This is a genomic window from Haemophilus sp. HMSC71H05, assembly GCF_001838635.1.
GTDB classification, from domain to species: Bacteria; Pseudomonadota; Gammaproteobacteria; order Enterobacterales; family Pasteurellaceae; genus Haemophilus_D; species Haemophilus_D parainfluenzae_R.
On sequence record NZ_KV838023.1, the window covers coordinates 25,640 to 48,982 of the forward strand.

At 38.2% G+C, this 23,343-nt stretch carries 19 protein-coding genes; 9 read left to right on the top strand and 10 right to left on the bottom strand.

The window, feature by feature from the left end:
* Nucleotides 1-2: 2 nt before the first annotated feature.
* Complete coding sequence (gene ytfE, locus HMPREF3279_RS00795; RefSeq protein WP_070867760.1) at nt 3-677, bottom strand: iron-sulfur cluster repair protein YtfE; 675 nt, start codon at nt 675-677, stop codon at nt 3-5.
* A gap of 214 nt (nt 678-891) precedes the next feature.
* Here ytfE and HMPREF3279_RS00800 point away from each other — a divergent pair, with 214 nt between their 5' ends.
* Nucleotides 892-1,743 carry an endonuclease/exonuclease/phosphatase family protein gene (locus HMPREF3279_RS00800; protein WP_070867761.1) on the top strand — a complete coding sequence of 284 codons (852 nt, stop codon included), beginning with the start codon at nt 892-894 and terminating at the stop codon, nt 1,741-1,743.
* Nucleotides 1,744-1,802: 59 nt separating this feature from the next.
* Here the strand turns inward: HMPREF3279_RS00800 and HMPREF3279_RS00805 are convergent, their stop codons facing one another.
* Nucleotides 1,803-3,278, bottom strand: a complete 1,476-nt coding sequence (locus HMPREF3279_RS00805; RefSeq protein WP_049367724.1) for a leucyl aminopeptidase — start codon at nt 3,276-3,278, stop codon at nt 1,803-1,805.
* 105 nt (nt 3,279-3,383) lie between these two features.
* Between HMPREF3279_RS00805 and lptF the strand changes: the two genes are divergently transcribed.
* Together lptF and lptG are read left to right on the top strand one after the other, a co-directional pair.
* A complete protein-coding gene (lptF, locus tag HMPREF3279_RS00810; protein WP_049367725.1) occupies nt 3,384-4,475 on the top strand; it encodes an LPS export ABC transporter permease LptF in 1,092 nt (363 codons plus the stop codon).
* Nucleotides 4,476-4,486: 11 nt separating this feature from the next.
* Nucleotides 4,487-5,560 (top strand): LPS export ABC transporter permease LptG, encoded by a 1,074-nt coding sequence (gene lptG, locus HMPREF3279_RS00815; protein WP_180365017.1) that lies wholly within the window; start codon nt 4,487-4,489, stop codon nt 5,558-5,560.
* 90 nt (nt 5,561-5,650) lie between these two features.
* Here lptG and fbp read toward each other — a convergent pair whose 3' ends face one another.
* Nucleotides 5,651-6,655 (bottom strand): class 1 fructose-bisphosphatase, encoded by a 1,005-nt coding sequence (gene fbp, locus HMPREF3279_RS00820; RefSeq protein ID WP_049367726.1) that lies wholly within the window; start codon nt 6,653-6,655, stop codon nt 5,651-5,653.
* Between the two features lie 198 nt (nt 6,656-6,853).
* Between fbp and HMPREF3279_RS00825 the strand changes: the two genes are divergently transcribed.
* From HMPREF3279_RS00825 to HMPREF3279_RS00845, 5 genes are all read left to right on the top strand, one after another.
* Nucleotides 6,854-8,218, top strand: a complete 1,365-nt coding sequence (locus tag HMPREF3279_RS00825; RefSeq protein WP_049368856.1) for a patatin-like phospholipase family protein — start codon at nt 6,854-6,856, stop codon at nt 8,216-8,218.
* A gap of 246 nt (nt 8,219-8,464) precedes the next feature.
* Nucleotides 8,465-8,857 (top strand): Hg(II)-responsive transcriptional regulator, encoded by a 393-nt coding sequence (gene merR, locus HMPREF3279_RS00830; RefSeq protein ID WP_001863748.1) that lies wholly within the window; start codon nt 8,465-8,467, stop codon nt 8,855-8,857.
* A 28-nt stretch (nt 8,858-8,885) separates the two neighbouring features.
* Nucleotides 8,886-10,526 carry a mercury(II) reductase gene (gene merA, locus HMPREF3279_RS00835; protein ID WP_001031935.1) on the top strand — a complete coding sequence of 547 codons (1,641 nt, stop codon included), beginning with the start codon at nt 8,886-8,888 and terminating at the stop codon, nt 10,524-10,526.
* A 159-nt stretch (nt 10,527-10,685) separates the two neighbouring features.
* Nucleotides 10,686-12,008 carry an ISL3 family transposase gene (locus HMPREF3279_RS00840; protein ID WP_070867762.1) on the top strand — a complete coding sequence of 441 codons (1,323 nt, stop codon included), beginning with the start codon at nt 10,686-10,688 and terminating at the stop codon, nt 12,006-12,008.
* A 200-nt stretch (nt 12,009-12,208) separates the two neighbouring features.
* The gene (locus HMPREF3279_RS00845) at nt 12,209-13,354 is read left to right on the top strand and encodes a 5-methyltetrahydropteroyltriglutamate--homocysteine S-methyltransferase (RefSeq protein ID WP_070867763.1); all 1,146 of its coding nucleotides are present in this window, start codon (nt 12,209-12,211) and stop codon (nt 13,352-13,354) included.
* A gap of 136 nt (nt 13,355-13,490) precedes the next feature.
* Here HMPREF3279_RS00845 and lysS read toward each other — a convergent pair whose 3' ends face one another.
* The 7 genes from lysS to HMPREF3279_RS00880 all read right to left on the bottom strand — a co-directional run bounded on the left by lysS (nt 13,491) and on the right by HMPREF3279_RS00880 (nt 22,402).
* A complete protein-coding gene (gene lysS, locus HMPREF3279_RS00850; protein WP_049370475.1) occupies nt 13,491-14,999 on the bottom strand; it encodes a lysine--tRNA ligase in 1,509 nt (502 codons plus the stop codon).
* Between the two features lie 283 nt (nt 15,000-15,282).
* Nucleotides 15,283-16,413 carry a class Ia ribonucleoside-diphosphate reductase subunit beta gene (nrdB, locus tag HMPREF3279_RS00855; RefSeq protein ID WP_005637108.1) on the bottom strand — a complete coding sequence of 377 codons (1,131 nt, stop codon included), beginning with the start codon at nt 16,411-16,413 and terminating at the stop codon, nt 15,283-15,285.
* Nucleotides 16,414-16,508: 95 nt separating this feature from the next.
* Nucleotides 16,509-18,779 carry a class 1a ribonucleoside-diphosphate reductase subunit alpha gene (gene nrdA / locus HMPREF3279_RS00860; RefSeq protein WP_049368852.1) on the bottom strand — a complete coding sequence of 757 codons (2,271 nt, stop codon included), beginning with the start codon at nt 18,777-18,779 and terminating at the stop codon, nt 16,509-16,511.
* Nucleotides 18,780-19,053: 274 nt separating this feature from the next.
* Complete coding sequence (gene dolP / locus HMPREF3279_RS00865; protein WP_070583150.1) at nt 19,054-19,635, bottom strand: division/outer membrane stress-associated lipid-binding lipoprotein; 582 nt, start codon at nt 19,633-19,635, stop codon at nt 19,054-19,056.
* 85 nt (nt 19,636-19,720) lie between these two features.
* Nucleotides 19,721-20,305, bottom strand: coding sequence for a D-sedoheptulose-7-phosphate isomerase (locus HMPREF3279_RS00870; RefSeq protein WP_070867764.1), 585 nt, complete (start codon nt 20,303-20,305; stop codon nt 19,721-19,723).
* 12 nt (nt 20,306-20,317) lie between these two features.
* Nucleotides 20,318-20,677, bottom strand: a complete 360-nt coding sequence (locus tag HMPREF3279_RS00875) for a YraN family protein (protein ID WP_070867765.1) — start codon at nt 20,675-20,677, stop codon at nt 20,318-20,320.
* A gap of 3 nt (nt 20,678-20,680) precedes the next feature.
* Entirely contained in the window at nt 20,681-22,402 is a 1,722-nt protein-coding gene (locus tag HMPREF3279_RS00880; RefSeq protein WP_070867766.1) for a penicillin-binding protein activator, read from the bottom strand.
* 69 nt (nt 22,403-22,471) lie between these two features.
* On the opposite strand from HMPREF3279_RS00880, the gene rsmI reads away from it, so the two are divergent.
* The gene (rsmI, locus tag HMPREF3279_RS00885; protein WP_070867767.1) at nt 22,472-23,320 is read left to right on the top strand and encodes a 16S rRNA (cytidine(1402)-2'-O)-methyltransferase; all 849 of its coding nucleotides are present in this window, start codon (nt 22,472-22,474) and stop codon (nt 23,318-23,320) included.
* Nucleotides 23,321-23,343: the final 23 nt, after the last annotated feature.

A 23,343-nucleotide genomic window follows, 5' to 3' on the forward strand; every position in this document is an offset into this window, starting at 1 on the left:
TCTTAGTGATTTTCAGCAATCACACGAGGGAATAAAATATTATTTTCACGATGAATATGCATCATTAAATCATCTGCAAATTCTTGGATGCCACTATAAAGCGCACGCCATGTGTTACAAGCATCTGCTGGAGGCGTCATATTGTTTGTTAATGATTTCAATACGTCTAAATGTTCGCCATGTTCTGCGTGTTCCATTTCCATCATACGAATCGGCATTTGTGCCATCATATAATTGCCTGCTTTGATCATCGGGAAAAGCACGTGCTCTTCTTTCATCATATGGTTGCTTAAATCATCATAGACATTGCGTAATTCAGCTGCAACACCCATTGGACAATCTTCACGATCGCCATGAACACTTTCTACGCGATCCGCTAATACGATTAATTCTTGAAGTTGTTCACGATGGCGTTGATGGTAGCGAACTAAGATATGATCGATAATTTCAGGATAAGTTGCATTAACCCAATATTCTTCTGGGTTTTCTGTTTTGCTGTTTTGAAGCTCCGTTAAACGCGTTTCGATTTCAGCTAAATTTAACCCTTTTTCTGCGGCAGCGTTGGAAAGTGTATCTGACCCACCACAGCAGAAATCCAAATCGTATTCACGAAGTAGAGAAGTTGAGCCGGGTACGCTGACAGCGATTTCACTTAATTTTTTATCTCCAAAAGACATAATGAATCTCCTTATTGATTAGGTAGAGTTAAAAAGTTGAGTGAAATACTAAGATAATGAAAGAAAAATGCAACGGATTTTTTAGCAAAGTATGATTTAAATCAAAGCTAAAAGTTAAAGTTACCGTGTTGTAGGTAGGTATTGATGCGTATTAAAGTGAAAGTTGCATTGCTTTGATGAGGTGTTATTATTCGAGCATAGAGAGGGGATAATAATGAAGAGAATCTATCGATTTTTGGCTATTGGCTTAGTGTTAGTGGTTTTAGGTGCTGGATATTTTTTTACGAATTTAACGATTTTTGACCGTACATTTATTCAACTAAAAACGTCACAAAAAGTGAGTTATATTCCTTTTGAAAACAAGTTAAATATGCAATGTGACAAGGCTGATTATTCGGTGCCTAAATTAGCCAGTTCTAGTTTTAATTTGATAACTTGGAATGTACATAAAGGGCAAGATAAAGGTTGGCAAGAAGATTTAACTCGACTCTCTAAACAAGCGGATTTTGTGTTATTACAAGAGGCGACGCAGCATCAAAATTTAAGTACATTTTCGACCGCACTTTTTGTGTCCTCTTTTTCTTTTAAAGATCTCTTATCAGGTGTAAAAACATTCGCCAACACGCAACCAGAATGGTATTGCGGTGGTGGCGTAGCTGAACCATTAATACAAATTCCAAAAGTAGCAAGCGTAATGAATTTTCCATTAGAAAAAGGCGATAGTTTGCTACTTATTAATGTGCATTTAATTAATTTTGAATGGGGTATTTCCACTTATCAAACCCAGTTAGAGCAGCTATTTTCCTTTGTTGAAAATCATCAAGGTCCTATCATCATGTCTGGTGATTTTAATGCGTGGAATGAACGTCGTCTGAATTTAGTCAATAATTTGATACAAAAATATGGCTTAGATTCTGTGGTGCTCTCTCAAGATGAGCGGGTTAGATTTTTAGGGTATCCACTGGATTATATTTTTACGCGAGGCGTAAAAGTGGTAAGTGCGGCATCAGAAGTGGTTACTTCATCAGATCATAATCCATTACTGATGGAATTCGAATTGGAATAAAGTGCGGTCAGATTTTTAGAAAAATTTAGGGCTAACGTAATGTTAGCCCTATATATTAATTATTTAGTTTGGTTAATTAAGAATTGTGTTAATAAAGATACTGGACGACCTGTTGCACCTTTATTGGCGCCTTGAAGCCAAGCTGTCCCCGCAATATCTAAATGCGCCCAAGTATATTTTTTCGTAAAGTTAGAGAGGAATGCCCCCGCAGTAATTGCACCGCCCCAACGACCGCCAATATTAGCCAAATCGGCAAATGGGGATTTTAATTGCTCTTGATATTCTTCACTTAATGGTAAACGCCAAGCTTTGTCAGTAGTTTGCTGTGCGGCTTGTAATAACTGTTCGGCTAAGGCATCGTTAGTTGAAACTAAGCCGCTGTTATGTTGACCTAAAGCTACCACGCAAGCGCCTGTTAGGGTCGCAACATCAATCACATATTGCGGTTCAAAACGCTCTACATAAGTTAATGTATCACAAAGCACTAAACGTCCTTCAGCATCAGTATTTAACACTTCTACGGTTAAACCATTCATCGTGGTGAGAATATCACCTGGACGATAAGCATTCCCATCAGGCAAGTTTTCACAACCCGCTAATACACCGATAACATTGAGTGGTAGATTTAATTCAGCAATGGCTTTCATTGTACCGAATACTGAAGCAGCACCGCACATATCGTATTTCATCTCATCCATATCTGCGGCTGGTTTTAAAGAAATACCGCCCGCATCAAAGGTCAATCCTTTGCCCACTAATACGATAGGTTTCGCATTTTTATCAGGTGCATTGTTGAAATGTAAAATAGACATATAAGCCGGATTTTGCGAACCTCGAGATACGGCTAAATACGCATTCATGCCAAGCTTTGTCATGTCTTCTTCATCAATCACATCGAGGGAAAGTGCGGCTGATGTTTCGGCTAAATTTTTAGCTTGTTCAGCTAAATAAGCCGGTGTACAAATATTAGGTGGCATATTCGCGATATTACGCGCAGCTTTTACACCATTTGCAATGGCTTGCGCTTCTGTGATGGCTTGTTGAGCTTGCGAATCATCGGTATTAAAAACGATTTCTTGAAGTGAGATAGCATCCGCTTTTTTACTTTTAAATTCATCGAATTGATAAAGGCCCTGTTCGATGGTTTCAACAGTAAAACGTACATTCCAAAATAGATCGCGATCTTTAATTCCCACATCCGTTAAATTATTCACCGCTTGTTGAATATTTAATTCTTTTAATGTTTGGGTTACGCGTTGGATGATTTGTTTAAATTGGCGTTCAGTCGTTTCGCCTTTTTTACCACAACCTGCGACTAACACGCGTTTAGTCGCAAGATTAGGTAATGAATGAAGCAGAGTAGCTTGCCCAATTTTGCCTGAAAGATCTTGGCTTTGAGCTAATTGGCTGAGGTAACCTTGTGTGATTTGATCGATTTCATTGAAACTTTTTGTCAATTCATTGTTCTCATAAATGCCGATAATAAGGCAATCGGTTGATTGAGAAAGTGCGGTTGAGTTTGCTTGATATTTCATGTTATTTCCTTATGTTGCTAATTTGCTATTTAAATCAGTCAAAATAAGGTATCATACGCCATCTAATTTAGCCAGTTTCCCGTGTTTTTTAGTTAGAAAAAAAGAATGATATTAACCCGATATTTAACAAAGGAAGTCTTTAAAAGCCAGATTGCGATTTTGTTTATTTTGCTTTTAATTTTCTTCAGCCAACAACTTGTTCGCGTACTTGGTTCAGCGGCAAATGGTAAAGTGCCCGCCGATCTTGTGTTCTCTTTACTCGGTTTAGGGATGCCGACAATGGCGCAATTAATGTTGCCATTATGTTTGTTTATCGCCATTTTACTGACTTTCGGTCGTCTCTATGCAGAAAGTGAAATTACGGTAATGCGAGCCTGTGGTGTGGGCCAACGTATTCTTGTTCGCGTGGCGTTAATTCTTTCTTTACTCACAGCGGGATTGGCTGCTTACAATGCTTTATGGCTTTCCCCATGGGCCATTCAAAAACAAGCAGCTATTGTTGAAGATGCTAAAGCGAATCCTACCATGGGCGCATTGACTTCTGGTCAATTCATGTCCACAAGCAACAATAATTTCGTCTTATTCATTGATAAGATTAACGGTAATCAAATCAGTGATGTCTATCTTTTCCAAATGAAAGCCAAAGGTCAAACGAAACCATCAGTAGTTACCGCTGAAAAAGGTGAGTTAAAAGCTTTACCAAATGGCGACCAAGTACTGAATTTACAAAATACTTTGCGTGTAGAAGGTACATCGGTACTTCCTGATTTCCGTATTACGCATTTTGATGATTACCAAGCGTATTTAGGTCATCAAGAGACAAATACAGAAAGTGATGAAGCAGCTGAATTATCTTTTGAGCAATTATTAAAAGATAAAAGTGCAGCAGCAAAAGCAGAGTTGCATTGGCGCATAACCTTAATTTTAGCGGTGCCTTTAATGGCGCTTATCGCCGTACCAATGAGTAAAGTGAATCCTCGCCAAGGCCGTTTTGCGAAGATCTTACCGGCACTATTGCTTTATTTAATTTACTTCTTATTACAAAGCTCATTTAAATCTGCGGGTGGTGCAGGTAAGCTTGATGCAGGTTTATTAATGCCATTGGTAAATATCGCCTTTTTAATTTTAGGAATTGTGCTGAATAGTTGGGATAGTACCGCTATGCATAAATTCCGTCGTGTATTCAGAAAAGGGTAATAACAATGTTGATGAATACTCTTGATCGTTATATCGGTAAAAGCATCTTAGGGGCAATTTTTGCCACGCTATTTACGTTGGTTGGCCTTTCGGCAATTATCAAATTTGTAGAGCAATTCCGTAGCGTAGGGAAAGGTTCTTATGATATTTGGCAAGCGGTGGCTTATACAGGATTAACCATTCCTAAAGATGTGGAAACCTTTTTCCCAATGGCAGCCTTGTTAGGGGCCTTAATTGCGTTAGGTAATTTAGCCAGCCGCAGTGAATTAGTGGTAATGCAATCCGCAGGTTTTTCTCGCTTTAAAATAGGATTAGCCGTCATGAAAACGGCACTTCCACTGGTGCTTTTTACCATGATTATTGGAGAGTGGGGGATTCCTCAAACTGAACAGTTTGCCCGTGATATGCGTACTCGTGCACTTTCTGGTGGCTCAATGCTTTCGGTAAAAAATGGTGTATGGGCAAAAGACGGTAATAATTTCGTGTATGTGCGTCGAATTAAAGATGATGCGAAATTAGAAGATATTTATATTTATACTTTTGATGACCAGCGTAATCTCACTCATTTGAAGCATGCAAATCAAGCGCAATATTCTGCTGAAAATAATCAATGGCAGTTACGCCAAGTCAATAATTCAGCAGTATCAAAAGAGCAAATTACCACGACAAACCGTTTAACAGAAGATTGGGTAACAAGCTTAACGCCAGATAAATTAGGCGCAGTTTCATTACGTCCAACGTCATTATCCATTTCAGGCTTGTATGAATATATTGCGTTCTTAAAACAAACAGGACAGGATTCTCGCCGTTTTGAATTAACCTATTGGCGTAAGATTTTACAGCCCCTTTCTGTAGGTGTAATGATGATGCTTGCGTTATCTTTCATTTTCGGTTCATTGCGTAGTGTCACTGCAGGAGCGAGAATCGTAACGGGGATTTGCTTTGGATTCTTGTTCTATGTCGTCAATGAAATTTTTGGACAAATGAGTGTGGTATTTAATGCGCCAGCTTTTTTAGGCGCATTAATGCCAAGCCTCTTGTTTATGGCGATTATTTGGTGGCTACTTGCAAGAAAACGAGATTAATTAATACAAAAAATGAAAAAGGCGAACATATAAAGTTCGCCTTTTTGTTAGCTAAAAAAGTGCGGTCAAAACTGACCGCACTTTAGGAATTTAATCTTCTTTAAATTCTCTCATCATTTCTTCTGCTTTTTTCACCATTTCTGCAGAACCGACGAAAAGTGGTATACGTTGGTGAAGCGCTGTTGGTTGAATATCTAAAATTCGATTGTAACCATCAGAGGCAATACCCCCCGCTTGTTCTGCTAAGAATGCAATCGGATTGCCTTCATAAAGCAAACGAAGTTTACCATTTGGATAGTTAGTTGCACTTGGGTAAATATAGATACCGCCTTTTAATAAGTTACGATGGAAGTCAGCCACTAATGACCCGATATAGCGTGAAGCATAAGGACGGTTAGTTGCTTTATCTTCCTCTTGGCAGTATTTAATGTATTTTTTTACCCCTTGTGGGAATTTGAGATATTGTCCTTCATTGATGGAATAAATTTTGCCCTCTTTTGGCATTTGCATATTTTCATGAGAAAGACAGAATGTACCGATAGACGGATCATAAGTGAAACCATTCACACCGTGACCAGTGGTATAAACCAACATGGTAGAAGAACCATACACGATGTAACCCGCCGCGACTTGTTTATTACCTGGTTGCATAAAATCTTCTAAGGTAACAGGTGAGCCAATAGGGGATACACGACGGTAAATAGAGAAGATTGTCCCAACCGAAACGTTCACATCAATATTGGATGAGCCATCAAGTGGGTCGGTTAAAATAATATATTTGGCATTACGAGCGCGTTCAGTATCAAAAGCGATAAAGCTTTCTTCTTCCTCAGAAGCAAAACCCGCCACTTCTTCACGTGACATGAGTGCTGCGCTCATTGTGTTATGGGCGAATAAATCCAATTTCATTTGGCTTTCACCTTGCACGTTTTCGACACCAGACTGACCAAGAATATTGGTTAAACCCGCTTTGTTGATATCACGATGAATGATTTTTGCTAGTAAACGAATAGAAGACAAAATACCACTAAGTTCCCCTTTTGCATTTGGGTACTCCGCTTGGCGTTCAACAATAAATTCACTCAATGTTTTCATGTTTATTCCTTTTTTATAATTGTTAAATAAATAATAGACCCTTTTATTATATGTTATTTAGCACTTTTGATTGAGATCAAAATGTAAAGAATGAGATCTTTGTCACATTTTATTTTTGATACAAAGCCTTGACAAAACGTATATATCCTTTAAAAAAGATATAATAGATAAATAACGTCACAGTAAAGGAATACTGTTATGAAATTTACTCATTTTCCTTTCAAATCAAGTTTACTTGCTTGCAGTATTGCTTTGCTTGCTGCGTGCAATTCAATTACTTATCATCCCACTAAAACGATTGAGAAAATAGATCCACAAAAGGGATATCGTTTAGAAAATGCGATGCAGCAGGCATTACAAAAAGAAAATTTGGTGATTATGACTTTTTCAGGTGGTGGTTCTCGCGCGGCATCTTTAGGTTATGGCGTGTTAGAGCAGTTCCAAAATGTCTCAGTGCGTCCAACAGAGAAAGGTAGCACCTTATTGCAAAATATTGATATTGTGTATGGGGTGTCTGGCGGCTCAGTATTAGCAGCCTATTTTGCTTTAGAAGGACAGGACATTATCCCTAAATTTAATAATTCTTTTTTGAAAAAGAATTTCCAGAAAAAAGTCATCAATGAAGTATTTTCGGTGAGTAATGTGCCTCGGCTTACTTCTCCACAGTTTGGTCGTAGCGATTTGTTGCAGGAACAGCTCAATCTTGCTTTATATCGTGGAAAAAAATTTGCAGATCTTGAACAACGTAAAGGACCTTTTGCTGTAATTAATGCCACCGACATGGTCGCTGGACAGGAGGTCTCTTTCACTCAAGATTTCTTTGATTGGCTTTGTGTAGATTTAAATGATGTCGAAATTGCAAGAGCTGTGGCAGCATCCAGTGCTGTTCCATTAATTTTTTCACCCATTACACAAAATAATCATGGTGGTGCTTGCCAAGCCGAGAGTAAAAAAGAATTATTGACACAGATGAAAGTAGGGAATCGTTTGTGGCTAAACAATTTTGAAACCATGAAAAAACGTACGGCTTCTTATCAAAATAATGAGGAAAAACCTTATTTACATTTGGTTGACGGTGGTTTAACGGATAATTTGGGCTTGGCAAGCTTGTTGGATATGTCGAATTTACTCACTGTCAAAAAATTGTATGCAGAGCTGAAAAATTACAATTTACGCAATATTGTCGTGGTAAACGTCAATGCGCAAAGTGAGCTATCGAGCCATATTGATAAGTCTGCTGATGTGCCAGGAATCAAAGAAGTGGTGAACACGGTGATAAATGTACCGATTGATAAAACAACGGAATCTACCGTGAAATATTCACAAAAATTTGCTGATCAATGGAATGCTTACACTAAACATAAAAAAGGTGCAAAAATTAAAGCTTATTTTGTGAATTTAAGTTTGAAAGATTTGCCTGATGGGCAGTTAAAAAATGATGTGCTTAATATCGGAACATCTTTCTATTTACCCCAATCAGATGTGGACAAATTGCGTGAAGCGGCCAAGATTTTATTGGAACAATCGAAAGAATATCATAAGGCACTGAAAGCATTACAATAGCCCAATAATTAAAGTGTGGTTAAAAATTATGGGTCTTCGGAATATATAGTGGAATTACTTTCTTAATAGTTTAAAAACAACTGGTGTTTAAATCGGATTTTCTGGTGGGATGTTAGGATAATCAATAGTATTATATAAAAGTATCAATCACATACGAGTGATACTTTGGGAAAAAAATAAAATAGTCCAATTTACTTGACCGTGTACTATGGTACATGGTTTATAATATTCAGGGGGTGAAATAAGATGATTTATCGCATTAGTGAGTTTGCAGATAAATGTGGAGTTAATAAAGAAACGATCAGATATTACGAGCGAAAAAATTTATTACAAGAACCTCACCGAACGGAAGCTGGTTATCGGATATATTCATATGATGACGTTAAGCGTGTTGGGTTTATTAAACGAATACAGGAACTTGGTTTCTCTTTAAGCGAGATTTATAAATTACTTGGTGTTGTAGATAAAGATGAAGTTCGTTGTCAAGATATGTTCGAATTTGTTTCTAAAAAACAAAAGGAAGTGCAAAAACAAATAGAGGATTTAAAACGAATTGAAACTATGTTAGACGACTTAAAACAACGATGTCCAGATGAAAAGCAATTACATTCGTGTCCAATAATAGAAACATTAACATGAGAGATTAATTAACGAAAGGAGCTTTTTTATGAATAAATTTAAGGTAAACATTTCAGGAATGACTTGTACGGGTTGTGAAAAACACGTGGAATCAGCACTTGAAAAGATAGGTGCTAAAAATATTGAGTCTAGTTATCGTCGTGGTGAAGCAGTATTTGAACTGCCCGATGATATTGAGGTTGAAAGTGCAATAAAGGCGATTGATGAAGCAAATTACCAAGCCGGAGAAATTGAAGAAGTATCATCACTAGAAAACGTGGCGTTAATTAATGAAGACAATTATGACCTTCTTATTATTGGTTCTGGTGCTGCTGCCTTTTCTTCGGCAATTAAAGCTATAGAATACGGTGCAAAAGTTGGAATGATTGAGCGTGGAACGGTTGGGGGAACCTGTGTGAATATTGGCTGTGTTCCGTCAAAAACTCTTCTTAGGGCAGGGGAAATCAATCATTTATCAAAAGACAATCCGTTTATAGGTTTACAAACATCCGCTGGAGAAGTGGATTTAGCTAGTTTAATCACGCAAAAGGATAAATTGGTGAGCGAACTTCGGAATCAAAAATATATGGATTTAATTGATGAATATAATTTTGATTTAATTAAAGGTGAAGCAAAATTCGTTGATGCTAGTACGGTTGAGGTCAATGGGGCAAAGTTATCTGCAAAACGCTTTTTAATTGCAACAGGTGCATCGCCTTCGTTGCCCCAAATTTCAGGACTTGAAAAAATGGACTATTTAACTAGTACAACACTTCTTGAGTTAAAGAAAATACCAAAACGATTAACTGTAATTGGTTCAGGATACATTGGAATGGAGCTTGGACAACTATTTCATCATTTAGGTTCAGAAATAACGCTTATGCAAAGAAGTGAGCGACTTTTAAAGGAGTATGATCCTGAGATTTCAGAGTCAGTTGAAAAAGCGTTAATTGAACAGGGTATAAACCTTGTCAAAGGGGCAACTTTTGAGCGTGTTGAACAAAGTGGAGAGATAAAAAGGGTTTACGTAACAGTAAATGGCAGTAGAGAAGTCATTGAATCAGATCAGTTACTTGTTGCCACTGGAAGAAAACCAAATACGGATTCTTTAAATTTAAGTGCAGCAGGTGTTGAAACTGGAAAAAATAATGAAATCCTGATCAATGATTTTGGTCAAACAAGTAATGAAAAGATTTATGCAGCAGGAGATGTGACTTTAGGACCACAATTTGTATATGTAGCAGCCTATGAAGGTGGAATTATTACTGATAATGCTATTGGTGGATTAAACAAAAAAATAGATTTATCGGTAGTTCCTGCTGTTACGTTTACGAATCCGACGGTTGCAACGGTTGGTTTAACAGAAGAACAAGCAAAAGAAAAAGGGTATGATGTGAAGACATCTGTATTACCTTTAGATGCTGTTCCAAGAGCAATTGTAAACCGTGAAACAACCGGTGTATTTAAACTAGTAGCAGATGCAGAAACACTAAAAGTATTAGGGGTTCATATTGTATCTGAAAATGCAGGAGATGTCATCTATGCAGCATCATTAGCTGTTAAATTTGGCTTAACGATAGAAGATTTAACAGAAACCCTAGCACCATATTTAACAATGGCTGAAGGGCTAAAATTAGTTGCACTTACGTTCGATAAAGATATTTCGAAATTATCTTGTTGTGCAGGCTAAGGGAACTTTTTTACAACTCCCTATTCAAGTGAACCAGCTAATGCTTTAAGAGATTTTCTAAGTGCATTTGTGGTCACAAAAATAATTTAACACTGATGATTTCGACATCAAATCTATAATTGATACCTTAACACCGCAGAGTAATAAAGGATGAATAATATGTCAGACTTATTATCCCTACCAGACATTAAAACAATAGAACCGCCACAAGAAAATGAAACCGATATGATGTTTAAAGTTGAAGCAGTCGGACCACCTGAACGTTGTCCTGAATGTGGTTTTGACAAGTTGTACAAACACAGTTCAAGAAATCAACTAATTATGGATTTGTCCATTCGTTTAAAGCGAGTGGGCTTACAATTGAACCGTAGACGATACAAGTGTCGTGAATGCGGATCTACCTTCTGGGAACGCCTAATATCTGTAGATGAAAAGCGTAGTATGACCAAAAGGCTTTTAAAGTCCATTCAAGAGCAATCCATGTCTAAGACCTTTGTAGAAGTCGCAGAAAGCGTTGGTGTTGACGAGAAAACCATTAGGGACGTTTTTAAGGACTATGTGGCACTCAAAGAACGTGAATACCAGTTTGAAACTCCTAAGTGGCTTGGGATAGACGAGATACATATTATCCGTAGACCTCGGCTTGTATTGACTAATATTGAACGCAGGACTATTTATGACATCAAGCCTAACCGTAACAAGGAAACAGTCATCCAACGTCTTTCAGAAATCAGTGACAGGACTTACATTGAGTACGTCACAATGGATATGTGGAAGCCCTACAAAGACGCAGTGAAGACTATCCTTCCACACGCTAAAGTTGTCGTAGATAAGTTTCATGTAGTTAGAATGGCTAATCAAGCCTTAGATAACGTCAGAAAGTCTTTGAAAGCCCATATGAGCCAAAAAGAAAGACGTACCCTTATGCGTGAAAGGTTTATCCTTCTAAAGCGTAAACACGATCTAAATGAACGTGAATCATTCCTCTTAGATACTTGGTTAGGTAATCTTCCTGCTTTAAAAGAAGCCTATGAACTCAAAGAAGAGTTTTACTGGATATGGGATACTCCTGATCCAGATGAAGGTCATCTTCGTTATAGTCAATGGAGACACCGTTGTATGTCCAGCAACTCTAAAGACGCATATAAAGACCTCGTGAGAGCCGTAGACAACTGGCATGTTGAAATATTCAACTACTTTGATAAAAGGCTCACTAATGCTTATACGGAGTCAATTAACAGCATTATTAGGCAGGTAGAGCGAATGGGTAGAGGTTACTCGTTTGATGCCTTACGAGCCAAAATCCTTTTCAATGAGAAGCTCCATAAAAAGCGTAAGCCACGATTTAATTCAAGTGCTTTCAATAAAGCTATGTTATACGATACTTTCAATTGGTATGAAGTGAATGATCACGACATTACAGACAACTTAGGTGTCGATTTTTCCACACTTATTAAGAATTTGGAGAAGGGTGATTTATAAGCCCTTTTCCACCATAAAATCCGAATACCCAAAATTATCAGGAATATTAACCGCACTTTTCTTTTTAAATTTTATATCAATTCCATTCATATAAAATCACAATAAAATTCACATCCATCTAGACGTCTAAATCTTTAATGAGGACGTTAATTTTGTTACACTCAGTCTATCTTAGAATTAATTAAATATAGGAAAGCAAAATGAGTAAACTTTTTCCCAATGCCACTATTCGTACTTCTGCACCATATCGTTTTGATATTGTTGGCAGTTTTTTACGCCCAGAAACCTTAAAACAGGCTCGTCATCAATGTAGTTGTGGCGATATTTCTTGTGCTGATCTAACGCAAGTTGAAGATGCAGAAATTGCAAAATTGGTTGAGCATCAAAAAAATGTTGGATTACATGCGGTGACTGATGGTGAATTTCGTCGTACTTTTTGGCATTTAGATTTCTTAGCCGCATTAGATGGCGTGAAAGAAGTGGATGCCGAAAAATTTTCAGTACAATTTAAACATGATAATGTACGTCCAAAAACATTAAAAATTGTGGATAAAATTGGTTTTTCAGAGAGCCATCCGTTTGTTGAACATTATCGCTCATTACAAAAAATTGCAGGGGAGACTGAAGTTAAATTAACAATTCCTTCTCCGTCTATGCTCCATTTAATTTGTACCGTACGTGTCACAGATTATCAGCCGATTGAACGTTATAAAGATAACAATCAGTTGTTATTAGATGATATTGTTGATGCTTATATTGATGCAATGAATATCTTCTATAAATTAGGCTGCCGTAACTTACAGTTGGATGATACAAGTTGGGGCGAATTCTGTGCGGAAGATAAACGTAAAACCTATACTGAACGTGGTTTAGATTTAGATCAAATTGCTAAAGATTATGTGTATATGTTAAACAAAATCGTGGCAGCGAAACCGGCTGATTTAGCGATTACAATGCATATTTGCCGTGGTAACTTCCGTTCAACTTGGTTCTCCGCTGGTGGTTATGAGCCTATCGCAGAAACCTTATTTGGTCACTGTAATGTGGATGGCTTCTTCTTGGAGTATGACAGTGATCGTGCGGGTGATTTTAAACCTTTACGCTTTATTAAAAATCAACAAGTGGTATTAGGATTAATTACCTCTAAATCGGGCGAGTTAGAAAACCGTGATGAAATTATTGCTCGTATTAAAGAAGCAGCGCAATATGTGGATATTAATCAACTTTGCTTAAGCCCACAATGTGGTTTTGCTTCAACAGAAGAGGGGAATATCCTTACTGAAGAGCAACAATGGAAGAAACTCGAATTTATCCGTGATATAGTGGAAGAAGTTTGGGGTAAATAATTTCAATTGGAATGAGAAAGAGATAATCGTAGGGGCGGTTATCCCTTTTTTCATAAAAGTGCGGTTAAAAATGACCGCACTTTTACACAATAAAAAAGGAAGTCCGTAGACTTCCTTTTATGTTATTTCAACTTAATTATTTTTGACGCATCGCAGGGAATAGGATCACATCACGGATAGATGGTGCGTTAGCATAAAGCATTGCTAAGCGATCGATACCTAAACCTTCACCTGCTGTTGGTGGTAAACCGTGTTCAAGTGCAACAACGAAGTCATCGTCTTTAAACATCGCTTCATCATCACCTGCTTCTTTTGCAGCAACTTGCGCATCAAAACGTTCGTTTTGGTCTTCAGCGTCGTTTAATTCTGAGAAGCCGTTACCAATTTCACGACCACCGATGAACAATTCAAAACGGTCTGTTACTTCTGGATTTTCATCGTTACGACGTGCAAGCGGAGAAATCTCTGCAGGGTGTGCCATTAAGAAGGTTGGTTGAATTAAGTGATGTTCAGCCACTTCTTCAAAGATCGCATTCACGATAGAGCCTAAGCCCCAAGATTTTTGTACTTCGATACCTAAGCGTTCAGCAGTTGCTTTTGCACGATCGAAATCATAAAGATCTTCTTTTACGATACCTTTATCTGCACCGTATTTAATAGTTGCATCATGTAATGTAATACGTTCAAATGGTTTGCCGAAGTCAAATTCTAAATCACCGTATTTCACAATGGTGGTACCAAGAATATCAATTGCTAATTTACGCAATAATTCTTCGGTATTATCCATTAAATCGTGATAATCAGCATAAGCTTGGTAGTATTCAAGCATGGTAAATTCAGGGTTATGACGAACAGAAACCCCTTCATTACGGAAGTTACGGTTTAATTCAAATACACGTTCAAAGCCACCAACTACTAAACGTTTTAAGTAAAGTTCTGGTGCAATACGAAGATACATATCAACGTCTAATGCATTGTGGTGCGTGATAAATGGACGAGCAGATGCACCGCCTGGAATCACTTGTAGCATTGGAGTTTCAACTTCCATGAAGCCTTTAGAAATAAAGAATTCACGAATACCCGCCACCACTTTTGAACGAATCACAAAAGTACGACGAGATTCTTCATTAGAAATTAAATCTAAGTAACGTTGGCGGTAACGCGCTTCCATGTCGGTTAAACCATGGAATTTGTTTGGTAACGGACGAAGTGCTTTGGTTAAAAGTTGGACTTCAGTGGTTTTGATGGTTAATTCATTGGTTTTGGTTTTGAAAAGTGTACCTTTCACCCCAATGATATCGCCTAAATCCCAGTTACCGACATCTTCAGCATAAACGCCTTCAGGAAGGTTATCACGAGCAACATACAATTGGATTTTGCCACTCATATCTTGCAAGGTAATAAAGGTTGCTTTACCCATTGCACGACGGGTCATAATACGACCTGCAACGGCGACTTCAATGGCTTTTTCTTTTAATACTTCGCCATCTTCGGCTTCGTACTTATCATGTAAATCTTGAGCAAGGGCGTCACGACGGAATTGATTCGGGAACGCATTACCTTTTTTACGTAATGCGGCTAATTTTTCACGGCGAACGAGCATTTCGCCATTGAGATCTAATTCTTTCACTTCTTGTTCTGACATATCCTTTACCTCGCTAGTTTGTAATTAGAATGTGATTTATTGAAAATAAACAGGTTTCTTCTATTCTACCCATAGCATGGTTTTTTGTTAAGCCTTTTTTAATGAAGTCATCTGTTTTATGAGGAAAGTGTTAGCGATAAAGGTAGGAAAGCTAAATTATGCTATTTTTTTAACCAAAACGTTTATCACCATGTCTTGATATTCATGCAAACAAAAGAGCGGTCAATTTTCCAAAGGTTTTAAACTCAGAAAATACTGACCGCTCTTTGCGTAGGATGATTAATTAAAGATCAAAATCACCGAAATCATTGGTATCGACTTTAGAGTCAATTTGACCAACAAGGTAAGAACTCACTTCCACTTCTTGTGGTGCCACTTGTACGTTGTCAGAAACAAGCCATGCATTAATCCATGGAATTGGGTTAGAACGTGCACCAAATGGTAATGGAAGACCAACGGCTTGCATACGGATATTGGTGATATATTCTACGTATTGCACCAAAATATCTTTGTTTAAACCAATCATTGACCCATCTTTGAACAAGTAATCCGCCCATTCTTTTTCTTGTTCCGCTGCCGCTAAGAATAAATCATAGGCTTCTTGTTTACATTCTTCCGCAATTTCTGCCATTTCAGGATCGTCTTGACCTGCAGCCATGATGTTTAAAATGTGTTGTGTACCGGTTAAGTGTAAGGCTTCATCACGTGCGATAAATTTAATGATTTTCGCATTACCTTCCATTAATTGACGCTCTGCAAAAGCAAACGAACAAGCGAAAGATACGTAGAAACGAATTGCTTCAAGTGCGTTAACACTCATCAAGCAAAGGTAAAGTTGTTTTTTAAGATTACGTAATGTCACCACACATTCTTTACCATCTACCGTGTAAGTACCTTCACCGTACAGGCTGTAAAGTTGGCTATCACGGATTAAATCATCGTAATAAGAAGAAATGTCACGCGCACGTTTGATGATTTCTTCGTTGGTCACGATATCATCAAACACGATAGATGGATCGTTCACAATGTTACGAATAATGTGTGTGTAAGAACGAGAGTGGATGGTTTCAGAGAAGGTCCAAGTCTCGATCCAAGTTTCTAATTCAGGAATAGACACTAACGGTAATAATGCGACGTTCGGGCTACGGCCTTGAATCGAATCTAATAAGGTTTGATATTTTAAGTTACTGATGAAAATATGTTTTTCATGTTCAGGTAACGCAGCATAGTCGATACGGTCTTGCGACACATCCACTTCTTCTGGACGCCAGAAGAAAGAAAGTTGTTTTTCAATGAGCTTTTCAAACGTCTCATATTTTTGTTGATCGTAACGCGCAACGTTAACGTTTTGACCAAAGAACATCGGTTCTTTTAATTGGTCATTTTTGTTTTGTGAGAAAGTAGTGTATGCCATGTTATATCCTTACTTATAGCGGGCTTTTACCCACTTAATGATTGATTGCCTAAAAATATCAAAAGGCGGACTTGTAAACAAGCCCACCTAAATGATTAAATCTTACAAGCCCCGCCTGCACAGCCGTCATCTAAATCTTCTTGGCTGTCTTCGGCACCGTCACGGGTGTTTTGATAGTAGAGGGTTTTTAAGCCGTATTTGTAAGCGGTTAAAAGATCTTTTAACAATACTTTCATCGGCACCTTACCGTCTTCAAAACGTTTTGGATCGTAGTTGGTATTTGCAGAGATTGCTTGGTCTACGAATTTTTGCATGATGCCCACTAAGTGTAAGTAGCCATCATTGCTTGGAATATCCCAAAGTAATTCGTAGTTGTCGCTTAAGTTCTCATAATCTGGTACAACTTGTCTTAAGATACCATCTTTTGACGCTTTAATGCTTACATGACCACGTGGTGGTTCGATACCATTTGTTGCGTTAGAAATCTGTGAAGAGGTTTCTGACGGCATTAATGCGGTTAAGGTTGAGTTACGTAAACCGAATTCTTTGATTTCTTGACGTAAAGTTTCCCAATCATAATGCAATGGTTCTTGCGTTAAGCTATCGATATCTTTCTTGTACGTATCGATTGGTAAAATACCTTTCGCGTAATTGGTTTCATTGAAGTATTCGCATGCACCTAATTCTTTCGCTAAGTTCATGGAGGCTTTCAATAGATAGTATTGAATCGCTTCAAACGTACGGTGAGTTAAATCGTTCGCTGAGCCATCTGAATAACGCACGCCATTTTTCGCTAAGTAATACGCATAGTTAATCACACCGATACCAAGTGAACGACGACCTAATGAAGAACGTTTTGCCGCAGGAACAGGGTAGTCTTGGTAATCAAGTAGTGCATCTAATGCACGTACTGCAAGATCTGCCAGGTTATCTAACTCGTCTAAATCATCTAATTTACCCAAGTTGAATGCAGAAAGTGTACAAAGGGCAATTTCACCATTTTCATCATGGAAATGTTGTAATGGTTTAGTTGGCAATGCAATTTCTAAACATAAGTTAGATTGACGCACTGGTGCAACAAGCGGATCAAACGGCGAATGAGTATTACAGTGATCCACGTTTTGGATATAAATACGGCCGGTTGATGCACGTTCTTGCATTAATAAAGAGAATAACTCAACGGCTTTTACAGAACGTTTGCGGATGTTTGGATCCTGTTCGTATTTCACGTAAAGTTCTTCAAATTTATCTTGATCAGCAAAGAAGGCTTCATAAAGTCCAGGTACATCTGAAGGACTGAATAAAGTAATGTCTGCGCCTTTAATTAAGCGTTGATACATTAATTTGTTTAACTGTACACCGTAGTCCATGTGACGAACACGGTTATCTTCCACACCACGGTTATTTTTCAATACTAATAAGCTTTCAACTTCTAAGTGCCAAATCGGGTAGTAAACTGTCGCCGCACCACCACGTACGCCACCTTGTGAACAAGATTTGACGGCACTTTGGAAGTGTTTATAGAATGGAATACAGCCGGTATGGAAGGCTTCACCACCACGAATTGGGCTACCTAATGCACGAATTGCACCTGCATTTACCCCGATACCTGCACGTTGTGAAACGTATTTTACGATTGCTGCAGAGGTAGCGTTGATAGAGTCTAAGCTGTCACCACATTCAATCAATACACAAGAACTGAATTGACGAGTAGGCGTACGAACTCCCGCCATAATAGGCGTTGGTAAAGAAATCTTAAAGGTTGAGGTTGCATCGTAGAAACGACGAATGTAATCTAAACGGGTTTCTTGTGGATATTTTGAGAATAAGCTCGCTGCAACTAATAAATAAAGGAATTGTGCAGATTCATAAATCTCACCGGTTACACGGTTTTGAACTAAGTATTTTCCTTCTAATTGTTTTACTGCGGCATAAGAAAAGGTCATATCACGCCAGTGATCAATAAACCCATCCATTTCATCCCATTCTTCACGAGTATAGTCGGCTAAAAGTGCAGGATCGTATTTGCCCATGCGCACTAATTTTTTTACATGATCGTATAAACGAGGTGGATCAAAATGGCCATACGCTTTTTTACGTAAATGGAAAACGGCAAGGCGTGCAGCAAGATATTGATAATCAGGGGTATCTTTGCTGATTAGGTCTGCAGCTGCTTTAATAATCGTTTCGTGAATATCAGACGTACGAATACCTTCATAAAATTGAATATGAGAACGCAATTCAACTTGAGAAACAGAGACGTTTTCCAAGCCTTCAGCCGCCCAAGTAATCACACGGTGAATTTTGTCTAAATTGATTTGTTCAAGCGTACCATCGCGCTTTGTAACCATTAATCCTTTGTTCATGGGAGATAAACCTACTAGAGAAATGAATTTAATAAAACACAAGATATAGTGTTGTGGAAAATGACGGTGCACAAGATAGAGTGTTTTAAAATTGAATTCAAGCAGTAAATTTTTTACTTACATTATTGACAAAAGATAAGTCATTTAAAATAAATGACTTATCTTTCAAGTGATGTTTTTTTAGGCAGGATCTTTTTTGTAAATCTTTGTAAAGAAAAAAGTGCGGTCAAAAACGAGATGATTTTTGACCGCACTTTAAAGTTTAAAAATTTAATTAATTCAAGTATTTAAATACTTTGACGACTTTTTGAACACCGGTAACTTTACTTGCAATTTCTGCCGCTGAGTCACCTTGTGATTGAGTGACGTTTCCGAGTAAGAATACTTCACCATTTTCGGTGATCACTTTCACATCTGTTGCTTTTACATTATCGCCAACGAAGAGTTTCGATTTAATTTGTGTGGTAATCCAACTGTCTTTGGTAATTTGACCAAAGTTAATTTTATTACCCACACGTAATTCATTATAGACGTCATTCACACCCTCCACGCCTTTTGCAAGACTGGTTGCGGTTTCTTTCACGCCTTCACTTGGCACTTGACCAATTAATAATACACGGCCACTATAAGAAACGGCATGTACACGACCTTCTGATTTAATTTGTGCATCTTTATCTAATGCATTTTCAACTTTTACTTCTAGGGTTTCATCATCGACTTGCGTACCCATTGTGCGAGGATCCGTTGCAACTTTAGCACCGGCAGCCGCGCCACCAAGTACAGCAGCCACACAGCCTTGTAACATAATAGATGCACCAAGTACGAAGGCGAGTTTTTTTAATGGGGTTAATTTCATCATTAATCTCCTTTTTATAAAATGAGTGAGTTAACTAATTAGTCAATTAATCTTAGAAATAGTTTGGTTGGAAAAGCCTTTAATGTCAAGCTTTTGGGAAAAGCGTGCTATCAACAAGCTCACACAGTGCATTAATAACGAATAAATGATTTTCCAAAATGCGCGCTTCTTTCGTCGCCGGAATAGAGATTTCTAAATCTGCTTCAGCTAACACACCTTGAATCGCATCATTGTTTGCACCGGTTAAGGCAATGACCTGAATTTCTTTGTTGACGGCATTAGCAATTGTATTTAGCACCGCTTTTTCTGTACCAAGCGGCGCAAAGGCAATCAATAAATCGCCAGGTTTAGCGATAGCGTTAAATTGATGTTGATAAAGCTGATCGATAGGTTGATCAAAAACCAGTGAAGAACCGACCGCACTTTCAAGGCTAAGATGTACGGATGGCAGGCTAGGGCGCTCAAAATCATAACGATTAAGCAAATTTGACACTAAGAATTGCGCATTCGCGTAAGAGCGAGCGACGCCACAGGCAATCACTTTATGACCACTTAACAAACATTGCATCACCATTTGTGTGGCAGTGGCAATATTTTCTGATAATAGACTCGAAGCAGAGATTTGAATCTGAATACTTTCGCTATAAATATCTTTAACTTTTTGTAACATAATCGGAAAAGGTTAATCGAGAAAATTAGGTATCCATTGGATATCACTGGCGGTCTTTCCAAAGGCGATAAGATCAAAACGACAATCTGCATCTTCAAGGCTTAGGTTACGTTTGGCAAGCCATAAATTTGCGGCATTTAGCCATTTTTGTTGCTTTTGCCAATCCACACTTTCAACAGCGGATCCAAATGCTGAGCTGGATCGTTGACGAACTTCAACAAATACAATGGTTTGCTCGTCTTGCATAATGAGATCTAATTCACCGCATTTGAAATGTTGATTCGCCGCGATGAATGTAAGCCCTTTAGCCTCTAAGAAAAGGCGGGCTTGATGTTCAAAGCCCGCCCCTTGTTGACGTTTTAATGAAAACATGGATTAGTTCGCAACCGCTACCACGTTACCATCTTGTACTTGATACCATGTCATATCGCGATCCACATCACAGTTTGAATCCGCGCTAAGCTGACCGGTTAAACCGCTTAAGGTATAACCCGGTACTTGGCGTAATTCATTAAAGTGATTGATGAGCAACCATGCATCAGAACCCATTGCATATAAACGCATTAATTGGAATTCACCACCGGTTGAGCCAGCCACTTTTTGATATTGTGAAGAATCGCTTTGTTTAAAGAATGGAATATCACTAAATTGAACGCCATTCATTTTCGCATAGTATTCTGGTGTATTACTTGCCGCGTTAGAACGAGAGCTTGCATAGATACGGACATTCGGATTGCTGGTATCTAAATAACCTTTAATTTCAGCCAATTCATCTGGTGAAGAGATGACATAAAGTGCACTTGTATCTTGCGGCGCACCTTGGAAGAAGTAGGTAATATCAGCCGGTAAGTTATAGTAGCGAATATTCGCATCTGTACCCGCTAAACGTTGCCAACGTACATTGAAAGCATTACCAACACGTTGCCCTAAATCATTTTGCGGCATTGCAACGATTGGATTGCGAATACCATCTTTCCACATTTTGTTCGCCGCAGACTCTGCTTCATCTTCTGGAGATAAACCGTAATAACAGACTTGGTTAATTGCTTGAGTATTTGCTGTCGCATTTAATGTGAGCACATCCATGCCTTGTACTGCGCTAGGATTCGCAATGATGGCATCGACGTTTTGTTTAAGTAATGGACCCACTAATGCTTTAATACCCGATGCTTTTGCCTGTGCAATAATGTCATTAATCGGGGTAGTTGATGAGTCAAACACTTGTACTGGAATTGTTGAATCACCTTTTGCATCGTTAAAACCTGATTGGATAGTTGTACCTAAAATTTGGCCATCGCCGCTTAAAGGTAAGACTAAACCAATTTGAGCTAAATTCGTTTGTTGGAAATTCAACAAGCTTTCTAGCTCTTTAGGGAAAAAGGTTGCCGCAACGTGGTTTGGATAAGCGGATTTCCAACTTTGTAACGCTTGGCTTAATTGTACTGGCTGACGGATGTTGTCGTTATAAGCTTTAATCAAGGTGAGCCAACCGCCTAATGCCACGCTACCTTCATCAGAGGCATTATTGATAACAGCAGTATTCGCAGAACGAAGTAACGACCACGTTTTATCAACATTATCTTTACGACGTTGCATGTCTGTTAAGTTTTCATCCATTTTGATACGCGCTTTCACCGCTTCAATCACGTCTTTACGATTTTCAGCTGTTTGAGCAAAGGTTTCGTAATAACGAGATTTTTGTGATGGACTTAATTTAGTCAGATCGAGTGCACGTAATTTACCTTCAGCCACATCATTATTACCTTTTGCTGCGGCAATGCGCGCTTCAATTAACGTACGATCTAATTGTTGTGCTTCGTTTAAGTCAACTAACTCCGTTAATAACTCTTCCGCTTGAGGTACTTTATTTTCAGAAATTAATACACGAGCAGCTAAGAGTTTGTATGTTTGTTGATCTTCTTTATCCTGTGTTTGCCCTAATTTGTTCATATAAAATTCAGAACTTGCATTGGCATCACGTTGTAATGTTTGGGTAAAGCTGCTGCCAAATAAGTTAGAACAACCTGCTAACGCAACAGACAATAAAATCGGCATTAAACGTTTTTTAAAACGACAGCCTTGTAATAGAATAGACATATTCGCTCCATAATGAATAAATCAATAATGGGCGATCTTACTTATCTCACAATGTAAAAGCAAACAAAAATGAATGATTTAACCGGAATTTTATATATTGTCGCCACGCCAATCGGGAATTTACAAGATATTACACAACGTGCTTTAGAGACCTTTTCACAAGTGGATTTAATTGCCGCGGAAGACACGCGCCACAGTGGTTTATTGCTCAGTCATTATGGTATCAAAAAACCTTTTTTCGCCTTGCATGATCACAATGAACAAGAAAAAGCTCATGTATTGGTAGAAAAGCTAAAACAAGGCACCAATATTGCATTAATTTCAGATGCGGGAACCCCTTTAATTAGCGATCCCGGTTTTCATTTAGTACGTCAATGTCGTGAGGCTGGCATTAAAGTGGTGCCATTACCAGGTGCTTGTGCAGCGATTACTGCATTATGCGCATCGGGAATCGCCTCAGACCGTTTTTGTTTTGAAGGCTTTTTACCGGCCAAAACCAAGGCGCGTAAAGATAAGTTAGAAATCGTTGCGGAAGAAGACCGCACTTTAATCTTCTATGAATCAACTCACCGCATTTTAGATACTCTTGCCGATATGCAAGATGTATTAGGGGGTGATCGTTATGTTGTACTTGCCCGTGAAATTACGAAAACATGGGAAACTATTGCAGGAGATAAATTAAGTGATCTTCGTCAATGGTTAAGTGAAGATCCGAATCGCACGAAAGGTGAAATGGTGTTAATCGTGGAAGGTAAACCAAAATCAGAAGATAGCGACGAATTTGCACCACAAGCAATTAAAGCACTCACTTTGATAGCCCAAGAACTCCCTTTAAAAAAGGCTGCGGCAATTGTGGCAGAACTTTATGGTTATAAGAAAAATGCGTTATACCAATTGGGGTTGGATAATTTAGACTAATTTTTAAGAAATAGCCCTCTTTA

Coding starts and splice junctions, on each gene's coding strand:
- ytfE (WP_070867760.1), bottom strand. CDS start 677: ATGTCTTTTGGAGATAAAAAATTAAGTGAAATCGCTGTCAGCGTACCC.
- HMPREF3279_RS00800 (WP_070867761.1), top strand. CDS start 892: ATGAAGAGAATCTATCGATTTTTGGCTATTGGCTTAGTGTTAGTGGTT.
- HMPREF3279_RS00805 (WP_049367724.1), bottom strand. CDS start 3,278: ATGAAATATCAAGCAAACTCAACCGCACTTTCTCAATCAACCGATTGC.
- lptF (WP_049367725.1), top strand. CDS start 3,384: ATGATATTAACCCGATATTTAACAAAGGAAGTCTTTAAAAGCCAGATT.
- lptG (WP_180365017.1), top strand. CDS start 4,487: ATGAATACTCTTGATCGTTATATCGGTAAAAGCATCTTAGGGGCAATT.
- fbp (WP_049367726.1), bottom strand. CDS start 6,655: ATGAAAACATTGAGTGAATTTATTGTTGAACGCCAAGCGGAGTACCCA.
- HMPREF3279_RS00825 (WP_049368856.1), top strand. CDS start 6,854: ATGAAATTTACTCATTTTCCTTTCAAATCAAGTTTACTTGCTTGCAGT.
- merR (WP_001863748.1), top strand. CDS start 8,465: ATGATTTATCGCATTAGTGAGTTTGCAGATAAATGTGGAGTTAATAAA.
- merA (WP_001031935.1), top strand. CDS start 8,886: ATGAATAAATTTAAGGTAAACATTTCAGGAATGACTTGTACGGGTTGT.
- HMPREF3279_RS00840 (WP_070867762.1), top strand. CDS start 10,686: ATGTCAGACTTATTATCCCTACCAGACATTAAAACAATAGAACCGCCA.
- HMPREF3279_RS00845 (WP_070867763.1), top strand. CDS start 12,209: ATGAGTAAACTTTTTCCCAATGCCACTATTCGTACTTCTGCACCATAT.
- lysS (WP_049370475.1), bottom strand. CDS start 14,999: ATGTCAGAACAAGAAGTGAAAGAATTAGATCTCAATGGCGAAATGCTC.
- nrdB (WP_005637108.1), bottom strand. CDS start 16,413: ATGGCATACACTACTTTCTCACAAAACAAAAATGACCAATTAAAAGAA.
- nrdA (WP_049368852.1), bottom strand. CDS start 18,779: ATGAACAAAGGATTAATGGTTACAAAGCGCGATGGTACGCTTGAACAA.
- dolP (WP_070583150.1), bottom strand. CDS start 19,635: ATGAAATTAACCCCATTAAAAAAACTCGCCTTCGTACTTGGTGCATCT.
- HMPREF3279_RS00870 (WP_070867764.1), bottom strand. CDS start 20,305: ATGTTACAAAAAGTTAAAGATATTTATAGCGAAAGTATTCAGATTCAA.
- HMPREF3279_RS00875 (WP_070867765.1), bottom strand. CDS start 20,677: ATGTTTTCATTAAAACGTCAACAAGGGGCGGGCTTTGAACATCAAGCC.
- HMPREF3279_RS00880 (WP_070867766.1), bottom strand. CDS start 22,402: ATGTCTATTCTATTACAAGGCTGTCGTTTTAAAAAACGTTTAATGCCG.
- rsmI (WP_070867767.1), top strand. CDS start 22,472: ATGAATGATTTAACCGGAATTTTATATATTGTCGCCACGCCAATCGGG.